The organism is Gluconobacter sp. Dm-62, assembly GCF_018256155.1.
Lineage (GTDB): Bacteria > Pseudomonadota > Alphaproteobacteria > Acetobacterales > Acetobacteraceae > Gluconobacter.
Window position 1 is genome coordinate 40,871 of record NZ_JAERLY010000010.1, and the last position, 14,921, is coordinate 55,791.

General features: G+C 57.8%; 20 protein-coding genes. 3 read left to right on the forward strand and 17 right to left on the reverse strand.

The window, feature by feature from the left end:
• Positions 1 to 46: 46 nt before the first annotated feature.
• Positions 47 to 685 carry a Gp138 family membrane-puncturing spike protein gene (locus JK202_RS10910; RefSeq protein ID WP_249199967.1) on the reverse strand — a complete coding sequence of 213 codons (639 nt, stop codon included), beginning with the start codon at positions 683 to 685 and terminating at the stop codon, positions 47 to 49.
• Positions 685 to 1,683, reverse strand: a complete 999-nt coding sequence (locus JK202_RS10915; protein ID WP_211561002.1) for a baseplate hub protein — start codon at positions 1,681 to 1,683, stop codon at positions 685 to 687. The genes JK202_RS10910 and JK202_RS10915 overlap by 1 nt, the downstream gene beginning before the upstream one ends.
• A 187-nt stretch (positions 1,684 to 1,870) precedes the next feature.
• On the opposite strand from JK202_RS10915, the gene JK202_RS10920 reads away from it, so the two are divergent.
• A complete protein-coding gene (locus tag JK202_RS10920) occupies positions 1,871 to 2,467 on the forward strand; it encodes a hypothetical protein (RefSeq protein ID WP_211561004.1) in 597 nt (198 codons plus the stop codon).
• Between the two features lie 269 nt (positions 2,468 to 2,736).
• Here JK202_RS10920 and JK202_RS10925 read toward each other — a convergent pair whose 3' ends face one another.
• Positions 2,737 to 3,171: a hypothetical protein gene (locus JK202_RS10925; RefSeq protein WP_211561006.1), complete on the reverse strand. Its 435-nt coding sequence runs from the start codon at positions 3,169 to 3,171 to the stop codon at positions 2,737 to 2,739.
• Positions 3,168 to 3,989: a Rha family transcriptional regulator gene (locus tag JK202_RS16255; protein WP_249199968.1), complete on the reverse strand. Its 822-nt coding sequence runs from the start codon at positions 3,987 to 3,989 to the stop codon at positions 3,168 to 3,170. Before JK202_RS16255 ends, JK202_RS10925 begins: the two co-directional genes overlap by 4 nt.
• 385 nt (positions 3,990 to 4,374) lie before the next feature.
• Between JK202_RS16255 and JK202_RS10935 the strand changes: the two genes are divergently transcribed.
• Positions 4,375 to 4,929, forward strand: a complete 555-nt coding sequence (locus JK202_RS10935; RefSeq protein WP_211561008.1) for a hypothetical protein — start codon at positions 4,375 to 4,377, stop codon at positions 4,927 to 4,929.
• 90 nt (positions 4,930 to 5,019) lie between these two features.
• Entirely contained in the window at positions 5,020 to 5,967 is a 948-nt protein-coding gene (locus JK202_RS10940) for a hypothetical protein (RefSeq protein WP_211561009.1), read from the forward strand.
• A gap of 57 nt (positions 5,968 to 6,024) precedes the next feature.
• Here the strand turns inward: JK202_RS10940 and JK202_RS10945 are convergent, their stop codons facing one another.
• The 13 genes from JK202_RS10945 to JK202_RS11005 all read right to left on the reverse strand — a co-directional run bounded on the left by JK202_RS10945 (position 6,025) and on the right by JK202_RS11005 (position 14,912).
• The gene (locus JK202_RS10945; protein WP_211561010.1) at positions 6,025 to 6,330 is read right to left on the reverse strand and encodes a hypothetical protein; all 306 of its coding nucleotides are present in this window, start codon (positions 6,328 to 6,330) and stop codon (positions 6,025 to 6,027) included.
• The gene (locus JK202_RS10950; RefSeq protein ID WP_211561011.1) at positions 6,327 to 7,049 is read right to left on the reverse strand and encodes a hypothetical protein; all 723 of its coding nucleotides are present in this window, start codon (positions 7,047 to 7,049) and stop codon (positions 6,327 to 6,329) included. The genes JK202_RS10945 and JK202_RS10950 overlap by 4 nt, the downstream gene beginning before the upstream one ends.
• On the reverse strand, positions 7,049 to 8,869 hold the full coding sequence (locus JK202_RS10955) for a phage tail tip lysozyme (RefSeq protein WP_211561012.1): 1,821 nt from the start codon (positions 8,867 to 8,869) through the stop codon (positions 7,049 to 7,051). The genes JK202_RS10950 and JK202_RS10955 overlap by 1 nt, the downstream gene beginning before the upstream one ends.
• Before the next feature lie 141 nt (positions 8,870 to 9,010).
• On the reverse strand, positions 9,011 to 9,487 hold the full coding sequence (locus tag JK202_RS10960) for a phage tail assembly chaperone (protein ID WP_211561013.1): 477 nt from the start codon (positions 9,485 to 9,487) through the stop codon (positions 9,011 to 9,013).
• Position 9,488: 1 nt separating this feature from the next.
• Complete coding sequence (locus JK202_RS10965; RefSeq protein ID WP_211561015.1) at positions 9,489 to 9,926, reverse strand: phage tail fiber protein; 438 nt, start codon at positions 9,924 to 9,926, stop codon at positions 9,489 to 9,491.
• Positions 9,926 to 11,068, reverse strand: a complete 1,143-nt coding sequence (locus JK202_RS10970) for a DUF3383 family protein (protein ID WP_211561017.1) — start codon at positions 11,066 to 11,068, stop codon at positions 9,926 to 9,928. The genes JK202_RS10965 and JK202_RS10970 overlap by 1 nt, the downstream gene beginning before the upstream one ends.
• A 6-nt stretch (positions 11,069 to 11,074) precedes the next feature.
• On the reverse strand, positions 11,075 to 11,638 hold the full coding sequence (locus tag JK202_RS10975) for an LIC_12616 family protein (RefSeq protein WP_211561019.1): 564 nt from the start codon (positions 11,636 to 11,638) through the stop codon (positions 11,075 to 11,077).
• A complete protein-coding gene (locus tag JK202_RS10980) occupies positions 11,590 to 11,976 on the reverse strand; it encodes a hypothetical protein (RefSeq protein ID WP_211561021.1) in 387 nt (128 codons plus the stop codon). Before JK202_RS10980 ends, JK202_RS10975 begins: the two co-directional genes overlap by 49 nt.
• A complete protein-coding gene (locus tag JK202_RS10985; RefSeq protein WP_211561023.1) occupies positions 11,969 to 12,463 on the reverse strand; it encodes a hypothetical protein in 495 nt (164 codons plus the stop codon). Before JK202_RS10985 ends, JK202_RS10980 begins: the two co-directional genes overlap by 8 nt.
• Entirely contained in the window at positions 12,463 to 12,909 is a 447-nt protein-coding gene (locus JK202_RS10990) for a DUF4054 domain-containing protein (protein ID WP_211561024.1), read from the reverse strand. Before JK202_RS10990 ends, JK202_RS10985 begins: the two co-directional genes overlap by 1 nt.
• Positions 12,909 to 13,352, reverse strand: coding sequence for a hypothetical protein (locus tag JK202_RS10995; protein WP_211561025.1), 444 nt, complete (start codon positions 13,350 to 13,352; stop codon positions 12,909 to 12,911). The genes JK202_RS10990 and JK202_RS10995 overlap by 1 nt, the downstream gene beginning before the upstream one ends.
• Positions 13,353 to 13,355: 3 nt before the next feature.
• A complete protein-coding gene (locus tag JK202_RS11000; RefSeq protein ID WP_211561026.1) occupies positions 13,356 to 14,399 on the reverse strand; it encodes a hypothetical protein in 1,044 nt (347 codons plus the stop codon).
• Positions 14,400 to 14,912 (reverse strand): hypothetical protein, encoded by a 513-nt coding sequence (locus tag JK202_RS11005; protein WP_211561027.1) that lies wholly within the window; start codon positions 14,910 to 14,912, stop codon positions 14,400 to 14,402. It lies immediately after the preceding gene.
• Positions 14,913 to 14,921 lie beyond the last annotated feature (9 nt).

Sequence of the window (14,921 nt, forward strand, 5' to 3'; positions counted from 1 at the left end):
TGGGGATTTATCTGGACAGTAGTTCGTTCTGGCGCCAAGTACAAGGCTATTCCGGGGCGGAAGTCTTACCCGATCCGGACTGAACGCCGCCGTGGACGTGGCTTTCAAGCGACACGGAGCCAGCCTGCACATCGCCAGTTGCTTTGATCGTGCCTGCCACATTCAGATTACAGTTCACATCCATTTCGGATGCCTGAACTGTGACCTTGCCAGTCGTGACGATACGGACGCCATCCGCGGTGATCTGGATATAGTGCGCCGGAGCCGCGTTCAGGAACCCGCCCACATAAACGCAATCGGCCATGGAGTGCTGGCGGAAGCTGCCGGGGAGGGCAGGAGCGCGGGTCGCAACCGCGTTCGACTGATCGCGGCCGGAAATGATGATGTAGCCAATGTCACCGAGCACCGGGTCCACGATGACAGCACAGGCCCCGCCCTGAATGCGCAGGTACGGCACGCCATAGATCGTGCCATGCGGAACTGCAGCCCCATCGCTCGTCTGCTGATGAACCATGGGCGTGACGTCCACAGTGCCGACAATGCCGTTGCCAGCGTGTACGCCGGCCACCTGAACGAGGACGTTTGTGCCCATGTCGGACAGGTTGCGCCTGACGGCCGCGTCGATCGCGCTCCCGTCAGTATTTCCTTGCGTGATTCCGACGAACGAAGATGTGGAGCCGGACATCAGACTACCTTTGCTTGGGGAACATCGGCGCGGATCGCCGTCATCTGTGTGAACCAAGGCCCGTTTGGCATCTCGGAGGCGAGGTCATGCGTCACCATCGTGGGCTTCCACAGGCCCGAAGATGGCATCTGCGGGATGCTCTGGCCCATCTGGTTGTTGACCCACCCTTCCGGCAGGTACTCGCTCACAAGCTGGAACGGGATCATGTACTGAAGCGCGGGGTTGAAAAACGCCGTCACGCCGATGCCGTTCTGATTGTAGGCAGCGTATCCGACAAGACCGGTCGCCTTGCTGAGTTTGACTGTCGTCTTGCTCTGCGTGCCGTCATCTGATCGCCCCCAGACATGCAGCATCTTCGTGACTGTATCGACGCGATAGACCGCATGGATGCTGTGCGCCAGCTTGTCGATCTGCTTCATGAGATCGCCAGCCTCATAGAACGAATTGATCGTCTGTTTCACACCGTGGTTTGCAAAGGTCAGGCCAGCCTTGGCCGCCAGTTCGCTGAAGATCGTCGCGGCCGGGGTCGGCTGGCTATAACTGGTCGGGATGGCCGTTGTGACTTTGAGGCCGAGGGTATCATAGGCCAGAACTTGGAAGGCCACAGACGGCGCGCCTGAAAAGTCTACAAAGGCTTCCGCAATGTCACCAATAAACACAGTCGAAAGTGTACCGCCCGCGTCGCCCGCCTGCACCTGAACCGTCGCGCCGGAAAAGCGCGTGTTCGTTTGGTTACTGGTGTTCGTCATTGCCATGACCACCGAAAGCCGGTTCATCATGGCGAGCGTCATTCCCTCAACGCGGAGGGAGAGCTGAGACCCTGTGAACATCCCCGCGTTCGTCACGGTCGCCCGCACACGAAGGCCCGAAAGCGTCACCTTGTCCGCAGTGCTGCCCGGACCAATGGCCCCGGTTGGAACAGTAAAGGACACGTCGATCTGCTTCTTGGTGAAACTCGGCTTGCGGCGCGATGCAGTGACCGTGGTTGTTCCGCTCATGCGACGATCCTTTCAGGCAATAAAAAAGCCGCCTGGTGAGGGGCGGCGGAACAATGTGCTTGATCATGCGAATCTACTTACGCGTGCAGCGCGCGAAGTCGCAGGACTCTCATCCAAAGATGAGCATTAAATGCTTGACTCGAATCCAAGCAATTGGCGCCTCCTAAGAATTAAATAGGAGGATAATATGGAAATAGAACCATCAGAGTACTGCTTTTGCGTCATTGATGCGAGAGAAAGCCTGAAGAGGCTTGAAAATAATTTTTATACAGCACTAAGTCTTTTTACTCATTTCAGGTCAAAAATGGGTCTTGTAATTCCTAGTGACCCTAAGTCAAACTACCAATTTTCTGAAGTTGCGGCGCGGGATGCAATATCTACCATCTATTACTTTAGAAACAGCCTCACCCAATTGGCGAATAATGTTCCGAAATGCCCTGAGACGAAAGATACAGTCAATCTTGGTTTAATTTATAAAGCGCAAGAGCTGTATAATAACTATTTCCCAGAAGCGCCCTCGGCACGTCACGGTATAGCACATGCAAGTCAAGCTATGGCTAGGCCCGAGAACGCTAGAACAACATCACTACCAGACGCTGAAGATAACGCCGTCGGAGCGCCCCCAAAGGTGATTAGAAGATCAGGATTTCAGGGACATTTAATAACAGTCACCCACCAAGGAAAGGAGTGGAGTGCTGATATCAGTGAGGGCACTCTCAAAAAGCTGCAGGAGATCAGGAAACTTACTGTCGATGCCTTTGGCTTTGACGTTCACATCTGTTGAGACCAAGTTTTTCTTTAATGTATCTGGCGGCCTTCTCTAAGTCATAAAGCGAATCTATGACGCAACCGCATTTAGGGCCCCAGATTCCATCTTTGTCTTGGGAGTACAGGCTATCAAAAAGCACCTGCGCTACCTCTTCGTCAGACCAATGCCTCTTCTCGTCGGTCGCGCCATCAACCATCGTACTCTCCATTACTATCTCAGTGTACTGTGCTGGCATGAGCCAAGCAATTGCTGCTGAGGAACCGCCCCGAAGGGCGGCTCCGTAGTCAGGCAGCTTCGACCTGCCGCGTTTTCTTCTTGCTGAGTGCATCGGCCATCTGGCGCAGTCCGATCGCATAATTTCCGGCCAGCCGAGTGGAGAGCGTCTCTCCATTTAGCAGCCCACTGTCATAGACCTTGAATGCCCCGACAACAGGCCCGAGGCAGATTTCTTCAAAGCTTTCGAGAGTAAGGCTCTGAGGCTCGGCACCAGCGCTTTGACTGATGACCAGCATTTTGCCCTTCGACTGCACTCGGAAAATGGCCATGTGTTCACCGATGGTCCGAAGCGCATACTGGCCATCCCCAATATATTTGGGCATGTCGGACCGGTAGACTGCTCGGTCATGAGGCAGAAAGTCCGGGGCCATGTTCCGGTCCATGATACTCACCCAAGCCAGATAGGACGGCATCACCCCCTCTCGTGACACCAGCGCACTCATGACACCGGCTCCGGCTTCTTGGCGAAAGGGGGCGCCTCGGTGGCAGTTGCGAGGTGGAGGCGGAGAACGTCGAGGATGGAGGGAAGCCACTGATAGGTCGGTACTGCCCCGTCAGAATGCTCCTTGCCCACATCGCAAAGACGCGCGAACGGCATACCTGTTTCTGTTGGCGTCCAGACCTTCTTGTTGCGCTTGTTTCGCTTAAACGTCTGGAGGCCTGCCGCTTCCATTAAGTTGTTGCCCGCCATCCCAGGCTGTTTGCCCGGCAAGTTGAGGGCCTGCGCAATATCCGTCGCAGTCATGGTCCGCTGCTGCGTCGGGGCCTCAAGGTAGGTCAGGCCCATATCCGGCAGCGGGTTTTCGCCACACTTCTTTTCACAAGCCCGACCAGCAGCAATGGCCGATTGGTTGTCGTCCAGACCAATTAGGCGAGCGATTGCGAAACGGGATTTGAAAATAGCTGTGACGGAGGGTTTCCGGGTGCGCTTGGCTTTCGGGGCAGGCTCAGCCGAAGTCTCAAGCTCCATCCAGCGACGGACCACTTTCAGGCGGAGAACTGGATCGTATCCAAGAACAAGATTGTAAGTCAGGTCTTGAGTAAGAGCATATTCCTGTTGATCGCGCCCGTGGCGATCTTGGTAGATGCGCGCAAACTTGCGCTCATCTTCTTCGACCTTTCCCAACATCACACGGATGTCGCGCATTACGTCGCGATGACGCTTTCCTGTCAGTTCCGCAATCTCGCGGGAGGACATGGTGGGAGCGCTGCCGGAGAGAGCGCTGGAAATCGTGATGGCTTGCGTGCTATCGTGGCTCATGGCCATTTCCTTTTTCAGAGGGTGGTGGTTGAGGCGTCGGGGGTGGTCTGCAAACTGGCCCCTGATGCCTTCTCTGTTTCCAAGCCTATCCTGACAAGACGTCGAAACGCTGCTGCTCTGGATGGCATCCCTGCGTCTATTCCCCAATTATCAATTAAGTTGATTTCATCATTGGGCATCTCAACAATGAGGCGTTTGAAAGAACCCGGGGGTCTTTTGCGTGGATATTTCGGAACTTGTCGAGGCATGAGCACTCCGGAAAGCGTATATGCACTGATTGTGCATTGCGTTTATGCGCCAAGGCATTACGCACCGTCAAGCATGATTTGCATGTAAAATGCTGTGCGTCTAATTACCGTCGAAATTGCAGATTCGAGGATATATCGTGGCCATCCAGCGAACTCAGAAGAAGGCGGGAAAGTCGGAAAGCCTGACAATCCGCCTTGATCCTAAAATGCGCTTTGCGCTGGAGTTTGTCGCGCGGCTGAATGGGCAGACGATTACGAAAGTCATCGAGAGGGCGGTGACGGAAGCTGCCGATCGCACCAAAGTAGACGACGGAAGGAATAGCTACGATGCGGCGAATTGGCGCGCTTACTGGGATGTGAGCGAGGGTGTTAGAGCAATTAAACTAGCAATGGATGAAAATACTCATCCAACATTCGAAGAAGAAGAGATGCTGGAGTTCGTGCGAACTCATTGGAGAATCTTCGCGCAAGACCAAAGCTTAAAATATCTGCGTCGGGAAAATATCGAAATTATTTGGCCAATAATGCCCAAAATTCTCGACATATGGAGAGAAACGAAAGCTTCTCCTGATCGCTCGAAGGCCGCGAGCATAATGCAAGACGCCCTCATAAAAGCAGGAGTGAGTGGTAAAATTTGGGCAATTCCTGAAAAAAGCCCTCCTGAGCTAGATGACGATCTACCGCCATTCTGAACCCTCCATCGACCCGACTCCGCTCTGCCGGGGAGGGCATTCCCCTCCACCCCAAACTCCGGCATGTTACGGAGTGTGAATGGAGGTGACATGCAAAAATATTTGATGCTCCCTATGTTGTTGCTCGTGTGCTCCTGCACAGACGAGCAATCAGCCGCAGTAAGTAGTACGCTTGGTTATTCGCTTCATCCAGAATTGCAAAACTGGGAGCCTTCAGGTTTCAGTTATCATGACGCGTCCCAGTTTTCTTCCGCAGGCATCTCCATAGAAGACGCGCAAAAATGGAAAAAATCTGGCTTCAATTCAGATGCCTCTAAACTATGGGCATCGAAAGGCTACACATCGACGCAAGCGCGGGAGGCCCTTGAAGATGGTGTAAAGGCGCCCGGAGATGTAACCGGATGGTCCAACGCATTGGCGGCCATTTTGCATGAAGATTCGGTACCTTCTGCGCTTGCTATTTCATACGCCAACGCAAGCGCAGTCAGCGGATTTACACGCTCGGACGTTCAATCAGTGCTGGCGGGGACCGACCTGGATGTGAACGACGAGCGCTCAGTAATCATGGCTGCCGAGAAATTCCACAAAGGAATCTCTTTAACGCAAATCAGAACAGATATTCAGGCTGGGCGCGCTGCGGTTGCGCAAGCTCAAGCACGCGAGGCTGCAAACGCACAGGCTGCAGAACTCTATCGTTTGAATAAGGCTTACGGGACCGACGTTATTAACGCATGTCACGGATCGCCGGAAAACGATCTTATGACGCTACAAAATATCACAAACCCTTATTCGGTAGCAGGGAAGTGTTTCACTATCCATATTGGTTGGCTATCAACCCCTCAGTGGCTAAATGCTAACCAAGCGCTCTTTATCTCTAATGTTCCATCCTTGCCTACTGTTTTGATTTCTGGAGATGAGCCACTTAAAGTCGGCGCGGCCGCCGTTGTCATGGGGCAAACTCCTCAACAATATACAAGCGCAATAGGGGCATTAGAAACGCCTATTACCGTCCGGGTTTTGAAATACTTCAACGACTAGCTATTTCTCAAATCCCATCTCCCCAAGTTTGACCGGGCTCCGGGGCGGATGGTGTGGTCAGGTTCCGGTCGCCACAAAAGTCAGCACATACCGCCCACCCAGCCCGTCATACGTCGGGTCATCGCTGCCCTGCGTATCCGCGAACACGAAATCACCCCCAAGACCCAGATAGTCCGCATGAACCACAGGATTCAGGTTCTGGCAGATGGCTCCGGCTACGACCTGCACGTCATTCAGCCAGACGTTCATGTAGAGGCCGGTGGAGCGCTGATAGACGTCCAGCCGGACAAGCTGCTGGTTCAGGACGACGTTGAGGGTCTGGCTCGCTGTGGCGGCGAGGGGAATTTGCGCGATGGTGCTCATGCCATCACCCCTGCTACAGCATCATTCACGGCCGTTGACGGCGTAGTGGTCTGGACCGTTCCGTTCTGGACGGCCTGCTCACCCTGGGGCTGGGCCGTGTTGGTGTAGGCTGCCGTCCCGGTATTGCGGATCTGCCGGATCATGATTTCCGCCATAAGCATGGTCACGCCGCTTCGGCTTTCTCGCCGCCAGCGGTACCCGAGGATGTTGGCGTTCACCGCCGTGAACTCTGGCGTCACTACGGAATAGAGGTTCGTGTCCGCGCAAACGCTTTCGAGCGTGGACAGGAAAGATGTCCTGACATGCTGCCCGGTCTTGCCTGACAGATTGGGGATCAGCTTGGTAATGGCAGACAGAAGGCCGTCCGAGCCGGTCTCTGACCCGTCACACACCATGATGACCCGCGCGTTATACGGCACCTTCACCTTGTTGTAGGATGCGAAAGCGCCGCCTTCCAATGGGGCATCCGAGACCATGTAGCTGTTCTCGTACTCAATCCCCATCACGCGCCCGGATGTCAGAAGCTGCGTGTTCGTGGAATCGAATATCCCCCACTGCTTCGCGGCCTGCGAGGTGATGTAATTCTCCGCCACACCTGCAAGCGCGGTAGAGGCCGAGGCATCCACGCCCGCGCTGATGGACTGGCCCAGAAGGGCAGGGACACCAACGGCGGCCGGGATATCCCAGACCGACGGCATCGTGACGTTCGGGAATGCCATCAGGTCTGTCCTTGTGCGTTAACGAGCGGGAGGGTGCGGCGAAGTTCCTGGTGGAAGTCGCGCGCAAGCTGCTGCGGGTTGTCCGTGTTCGCGTGGATATGGACGTCACCTACATGGACTTCCGTGGTGTGCGTGGTCGTTGCAGAAGGTGCGACCGACTGCGCCGCCTGCTGCGCCAGGAAATACCGATAGCCGTCTTCCATGCCGTTTTTGTTGGCTGGTCGCTCATCGTATGCTCGCACAACATGGGTAGCGTCTGCGGCACTGATGCTCGGGTCTTCTAACAGCCGCCCCGCTTTTCGAGCCCCTGCATCATGTCCATGCTTGAGTTCCCATGCATAAGCCCGCACCTGATCTTCAAAAGAGGCATTCTGCACGTCAATGCCGGTTCCTTTCAGAATGTCCTCAACGCGGTCAGAATGCCATTGACCCAGGCCGTAAGCGCTTCCTCCATCCCCGCGCGCGTTAGGATCAAATCGGCTTTCCTGTGCAATATTCCCGACGATGCCGAGGGCCGCGTTTCGGCTATAATCCATGCCTCGCAAAATACTCATCGCCTTGGCGGCATTTCCTCGCTGGTGATCGCCAAAAAACCACCTCGTTTTATCGTTGTCTCCAAAGCGCAGCTGAGCCCATTGCTCAACAGGCCCTCCTGCATTTGTGGCTTTCCCAGCCAACAGCCCTGCAAACATAGCGGCTGCCGTTCCTGCTATCGGAAGCGCCAAAGGCGCAGCCGTCCTGATAAGGGATTTTGAACCGCTCGCATCCCGACCTTCCTCAAGATAAGAGCCACTCTCAGCGACTTTTTGGGCTTCTTTTTTTGCCGCCCCAGCACCTTCTACCCCACCTTTGCATTCACACCCGCAGGCCGCGCTCCGAAGCGCTTCGATATTGGCGCCACCCATGAGCAGGGCTTTGACACCACGGATTGCCATGATGCCGGTGACGGCAGTTCCAATACCTCCGATTGCCGTGGCGAGAGCCGCCACTCCAATCGTTGCGCCCGCGACGTATTCTCCCCAACCGGATTTTTCGAGGGCTATGATTCCCTTGGCGGCAGCATCCAGCGCTGGGGTCAGGTCGCCGAGGATCGCGCGCCCAAGGCCTTCCGTCGCAGTGGTGAGTGCAATCCAATCTTCCAGCAGTTTTTCGCTATCTTTGATCTGCTTGTCTGTGGGTCCGGCACCCTTGAATTTGTCCTGCAGTTCATCAAAAGCGGCTGTCGTCTTGTCGATCAGGTTGATCTCGCCCTGCCCAATGCCGAGCTGGGACAAAAGGCTGTTCTTGACGCCCTGATCCATGCCCTGTGTGGAGCGGTTCAGGCGCTTGAGAATATCTTCCCGAATATGGCCGTGTGAATCGGCATAATCCGTTACGCCAAGCTGGGCCATGGTGCGCTGGAGGTTGCCAGCCTGAGCCGGGTCCACCATCATTTGCTGCATCGCCTGAAAGGATGCGCCAACCTCTTGCGCTGATCCGCCCACGGCCATGACGGCGCGCTGCATCTGGTAGAGCTTGCGCGGGTCCATATCGAGCCGCTGCGCCATGTAGCCAAGCTCGGCATTGGACCGGGTGATTTCGGACGTGAAAGCCTTGAGTGTCCGGCCGCCGGTGAAAACGGCCAGCAGGGCGAGGGCTTCCGTGCGGGCGCGGGAGAACCCATCCGCCGCCGCCTTGCCACTGTCTGCCAACGCCCCTTGCGTCTTGCTGGCGCTGCGCTCGACCTGATCGAGGCTCTTGGAAGCCTGCTGCGCGCCTTTGGCGACCCCGCGCCCATCTAGGCCAAGCTGAATGACCAGACTGTCTATGACGTTCGCCATGCTGGCCCTAACCCTTGTTGTACGCTGTGACCATGGCCGCTTCCCACATCAGGAGCATGTCTTCGCTGTCGTAGACGGTCATCAGTTCGTGGAGTGTCGCCAGCCGCTCCCCTATGACCGTCGCCATGATCCGCGAAAGGTTTACGGGGACGGCGCGCTTGCGGGGCTGACTGCCCGGATCAGGGATGCCGCGAGCGGGGAACTCTGGAAGATCGCGGCCTTGAAAAAACCCACATGGAGATTGAACGCCTCCGAACGCAGGTCTGTCAGGGTTTGGGGATCGTCTATATCCCCATCGAGCAGGGCGCGTGGGGTCTTGGATTTGCCTCGCCTGATCTGGACGCACTGAAGCAGGGCGTCGAACGCCTTGTCACAGGCCTCGTCATCAATGTTGGCGAAGATGGTCATGGACATGGAGGCAATGCCAAGAATGCCTTCCTCCATCGCACGCCGGACAGCCTGGTCCAGCATGGCTTCAGACATCTTGTTCGTGCTCTGGACCACTGCCTTGGACAGATGCCTCGCCCATTTGTCAGCCGCGAAGGCCGACATGCGGGTGATGACGAACTCCTTGCCCGCATCCTCACCAGACGCGGGGCTCCATTCGATCGACTTCATGTCAGATACCTGCCGGGAAGACTTTTTCCCACTGGAAGGTGAAGGTCCGGGCCTCAAGAACGGTCCCGCCGTTCGGAGCAACGGAACCGGTCATCATGCATCCGTTCGTGAAGGTGTATTTCCGGCCGGTGGACTTGAGCGTCAGTTCGCCACCGAGGGACAGAAGGGTCCGGGTAAGCTGCTGCTCCGTGATGATCGCTTCCATGTAGGCAATCGACCCCGAAGCCGCAGAGAAGTTCAGCGTCTGGTTAACGGCGCGCGGAATCCAGCCCCGGTTCAACTTGCCGTCAATGGACATCTGGGCTTCAGCCATTTCCACGGCCTCCTGCTCCCATGCCCGGTCCGATCCCCAGTTCTCAAGGGTGATCGGGGCATTGAACAGGTCCGAAATGGTCAGCGTGAAGATGGCATCAGCCGAGGTGATGATATTGTTGGCCATTACTGAACCTCAACGGAAGCGAGATTGATGGACTGCACGGACTGGCCGTCGGTGTACCAGAACTTGCAGGGGGGAGAGGTTCGGGCCGCGCGGTCTGTGGCGGGCGCCGTCGAAGCGTTGGGCTGGAAGTACCATCCGCGCGTCTGAAGCGTGTCGGAGATCGTCAGGCCTGCCGCATTGTTGACTTCCTGCGCTTCGGCAGTCGTGAGCGTGACGCCTGCACGGATCGCCCCGAAGGCAAGTGCCTGGTTAATCGTGTCCTGAGCCGCTGCCGAGATCAGCGCATCGCCCTGCGTGTTGTAGGGAATGTTCCCGGCAGAAAGCAGGAGCGTCAGCATGTCCGACTGGAAGGAAGCGTTCATCCAGATCTGGTTGATATAGCTGTCGGCCCACTTGAACTGACCTGACACCATGCCGCCCCGGAGGAAGGTAAAGCGGCCCAGACCGTTTGCGTGCATCCCGTAGAAGGAATAGCCGTTGGCTGCGAGAACGCTTGCCGTCGTACCATCTGTGACCGTAGCCGTGACACCGGAGAACTGGCAGCCGAACAGGTTCTTCCGGCCGCCTGTAGCGTCGAACTCCAGCGAAGCCATCCAGCCAAGCGCGCCAGCGGCGGCGAGCGGATCTTTATAGAACACGCTGGTGCCGTCGAGGCTCTGAGCAGTCAGCCAGACACCAAAGGCCGTTTCGCTGTTTTGCGTTGTGGCCTGCGCGTCAGTGTCCCAAGCCGCATACCAGAACCGGTCAGCCTGCTCGCTTACCCATGTGGCAATCGCCTGCTTGTCAGTTAGCGACGGTTCGAAAGCCGTCGTGAAGCCCGCGAAATCCTGAGATGTCCCGATCAGAGCGTTCAGGTAATCCGGGAAGGCGGTTCCCGTCGTAAAGCCTGCGAAGTAGATCTTGCTCGGGGTCTCTGTCGCACCGGTGTAGCCGCTGAAATAGACAGCGGCCATCTGCGCTTCCGTGGAGGTTGCGCCGAACGCCGTCGAAACGGCCGCCGCCGTCGTGTACTCGACCACCGTTCCTGCCGGAACGACTGCGTTCTCGGTGATGATCAAGCCATTGATGAACGCCACGCCACCAGCCGCAGTCAGCGCGCTCGGGGTGACACTCACAACTTGAGAAATAGGGATGCCAGCCACGGGCTGTTACTCCTGCGTAGGGGGAAGGTCGGCCGGGATGGTCGTGACCTTGATCTGATCAGCAGATTGCTGCGGGATGGTGCGCTGGTAGTTGACCTGCATCTTCAGATCGACAGACCAGGCGTCTTCGTACTGGTTCTCCGAGTTGGAGAAGCCAAGCTGGCGGGGGTCAGCCGCCGTCAGCGGGGACAGGATCGGACCGTTCGCCCGAAACCAGTCGGTTGTGTAGAAATCACGCCACAGCCCGCAGACCTGTTTGAGCGCGTCACCCGCACCTGCGCCGAATGCGCTGACCTGCACTGTGACTTCGCGCATTTCCGTAATGACGCGGGATGCGTCCGTGTAGGACCAGCCGTTTGTCGCCAGAAGGCGCGTCGTGATGAGCTGCATCACGCAGTACGGGCCGACCGGGGATGGCGTTCTGTTCTGCTGGCCCTGCCGGAGGCGGAAAGGCGAGGGGAGAACCGTCTTGAGGTACTCACCCAGTGCCAGATAGAGCTCGCTGTCCGTGGGGGTGAAAGTTATTCCTGAGCTGGCGACGTCTGGCGCGTCACCACAAGTTTGGACCATCGTCCGTATCCCCATTCTTCAAGAACCTGCGTGACCAGCCAGTCCGAACCGTAGAAGTTCAGCACGTCTCCGCCTGTCTGAAGCGCCCGGTTCAGCCCCTTGATGCCGCCCGCGATGTAGACGGCCCTCATGTCGGACTGCTGGGTGATGTTCTGGATGCGCTGCAGGTCCGACGTGCTCAGGGCCTGCACCTTGATCGTGCAGAGCAGATCCGTGGTCTTCGGTGTGACGCTGAAATCCGGATTGACCGTCTCACCATCCGAGACCCTTAGGATGGCCTGAATGGGCGGATTGACCGCGTTCGTCGCGGCATTGGCGATGGCGAAGACGTTAATCATTCACCACCTCGTAGCCGACACTGTTCAGCATGTGGCCAGTGTCGATCAGGGGCTTGTCGAAGCCCTTGGCCTTGATCGTGGACGGAGCAAGCGGCGGAGACTGAAGCGTTCTGATCTCTTCTTGGATCTGGGCCACGATACGCTCAGCAGCCATGTCCAGCGCCTTTTCGAGATCTCCGCCTGATTGCTTGAGGCATGCCGCCAGAAGTCTCGGCCATTGATCCTGATTTTTGGCGATCGTTTCACGCATGAAAGGGCGCGAGGGCATGCGAGATGTGCCGAACTCGTTCCAGTAGGCCACGGCAGCAACAGGCGTTCCATCAGGGTATGAAGCCCCCTCCAGAAAGCCCGCGTTGAGATGCATCTGCGCACCCCGTCTCAGCACCCGATCCAGCAGCCGAGCCATCCAGTTCTTCTGCACACCCTGAACCTTGCCGTTCAGTGTTGCCTGAAGCCGGGCCATGCCCTTGATTGCGGTCTTTGCCATCAGGGCCAGATCCTTGCTCTGGGCGACCGGCCGGGAACGAAGCGCATCTGTCGGAGATACGCCGTCATCTGCCAGAAGGTCGCGCCGTACTGGGTTTGCATGAACCACGCTGACGACTGACTGGACGGACCCATGTCGAGAGACATTGAAGTCGATCCTTCAGCCGCGCTCGCCACGCGCCCGACCGCCCCCGCGCCATTCCCCCCGGCATCAGCCGGAAGGTTGAGCTGCGCAATATGGGCGGTCAGCAGATTGAGCAGGCGCGCCCTTCTGCCGAGGTTCTGGACCGGGCTGCGGGGCGTGTTGTTCAGGATGTCGCAAGCTTGAGCAAAGTAATCCTCCGCCTGCACCTGGTTTGTGCTGGGCGCAAGTGCCGGATAGAGGGCCGACCACGTCGAATAATCGAACGTGACGACGCCCGGTTGCGACGTGACCGACCCGCTCATCAGGCCGCGACCCGGGCTCGCGCCGCTTCTTCAGCAGCAGCGAGGCCCTTGCGCTTGATTTCCTCGGGGTCGAGGGGTTCAAAGCCGGTCTTCTCGGTCTTGAACTCGTCCGCCCGGGCATTCGCGCGGGCATCCGTCTGCTCTGCGAAGACGCACTTGTTCTTCACCAGATCGCTGTCTGCGTTCTGCTTGACCCATGCTTCCCAGAACGCCTTGTCGACCGTGGTACGGCCGACGCGACCGAGAAGCACGTTGTCCTTCGGGTGGTAATCTGGCGCACGGTTTGCGCCCTTGATCTCGACTTCCTTGACGTAACCGACCGGGCTCAGGTCAGGGCGCTTTTCCTCGCTCAGCTTGGCGCGGCGCTCTGCGTCTCCCTCGAGGGAGAGGCGCAGACGCAGGCCGTGAGGCATACGGCAAAGTACGGTGACGGTATCAGCCATGTCTTAGATCCCCACCATCTGTGCGACAGCCATCGGACGTTTCCAGATCGTACCCCAGCCACCACGCGACATCTTCTGGCGCGCATTGGTGGAATACTGCTCAAGGCGGTGCATGGTCAGGCGCTCAGTAAACGCCGTGGTGACGGTCTCGACCCCATCGACTTCCGGCACGAACATCTGCATGACGTTGGCGCTGGTATAGCCGCCCGACATGGTGACGCCAGCCTCCGGAAGGAAGACGATCTCCATGTTCGGCCACGCCTTCTTCAGCATGTCCTCCAGAGTGATCCCGTACTGATTGGTATAGGCCATCACCTGCGAAAGTTCAGACGGGAGGACCAACTTCAGGCGCGTCTGATTGGTGATGTTGCCCATCATCGCCTTGTTCAGCGCGGCGAACAGGGTCACGATGTCCGGATAAATCAGGTTCGGATCGCTGGTGCTGCTCCACGAGGTTGCAGTCCCGGCCTTCACGGACGCCGTGATGGCAGCCGGGAGGGCCGGATCGTTCAGGGCGCCGTAGTTCTCAAGGCCAGTGAGGCCGAACAGGTTCAGCAGGTTCTGCTGCTTTTCAAGAACCGACGAACCGGCCGTGCGCTGCTCGGCAACCCAATCGATGCTACCCATGCCCATCATCTCGGATTCCAGATCGCCATATTTGGCCCAGGTCTGGAACGTGAATGACTGGCGGTTGACCCAGTTGGCGTTTGCCGAACTATCACCAGCCTGCTCAAAGTCACCATAGGCCACGGCATAGCCGGACGCCTCGATGACCGGGAACATGACCGTCTTGATCCGCCAATCGCCCTTCTTCTGGGAACCGTAGGCCTCTTCAGACTTGGTCGGCGTGACAAGCTGACGGATCAACTGCGGATCGACCATCGTGTTGATGACGGCCGGGATACCGCTGTTCGGGGCCGTGACCGTGCCGAAGGCCGGGGCCGCATCATAGGCGTTCCCGCGCTCGCCAACGTAATGCGTTACGCCGGGGAGATTGATACCCCAGTCCTGCGCAAGGCGGGTCGCGTCTTTCTGAAACGAAGCCATTTACTCGTTGCTCCCGGCAATCGGCGCAACTGCACCGGAAATGATGATGGTGGAACCGGCCGCGCCGCCCTGGGTCACGATAAAGCCGGTTGCGACCGTGCCTTCAGGAACTGTGCCTACTGCACCAGTCTGGAGTGTGCCATCCGTCGTGGAGGCGTAGACGGCCTGTCCGGGGGTGGCAGCCGTTGACGCGACCGCAAAGTAATCGCCGCCCGTCATGAGCTGCACATTGAAACCGCTCGGCAGCAGCATCGTGCTCTCACCCAGATAGGCCGTAATCAGGCCCGTCTGGTCACGCAGGACGAAGCCGGTCGGGGCTTCGGATGCGATTGGCTTGTTCAGGACGGTCACGCCGTCGGCCTGCACCCAGCCGAACGCAGCAACGGCGACGCCAGCAGTGCCAGCGATGAAGCCCATCGGTCCGGGAATGGCAGAACGACGCGGGTTTGCCGAAGCGATGCCGCCCGGAAAGCCCTTGGCCCAGGTGTAATTGATCTTGGTAGGGAAACCCATCGGGGCCGC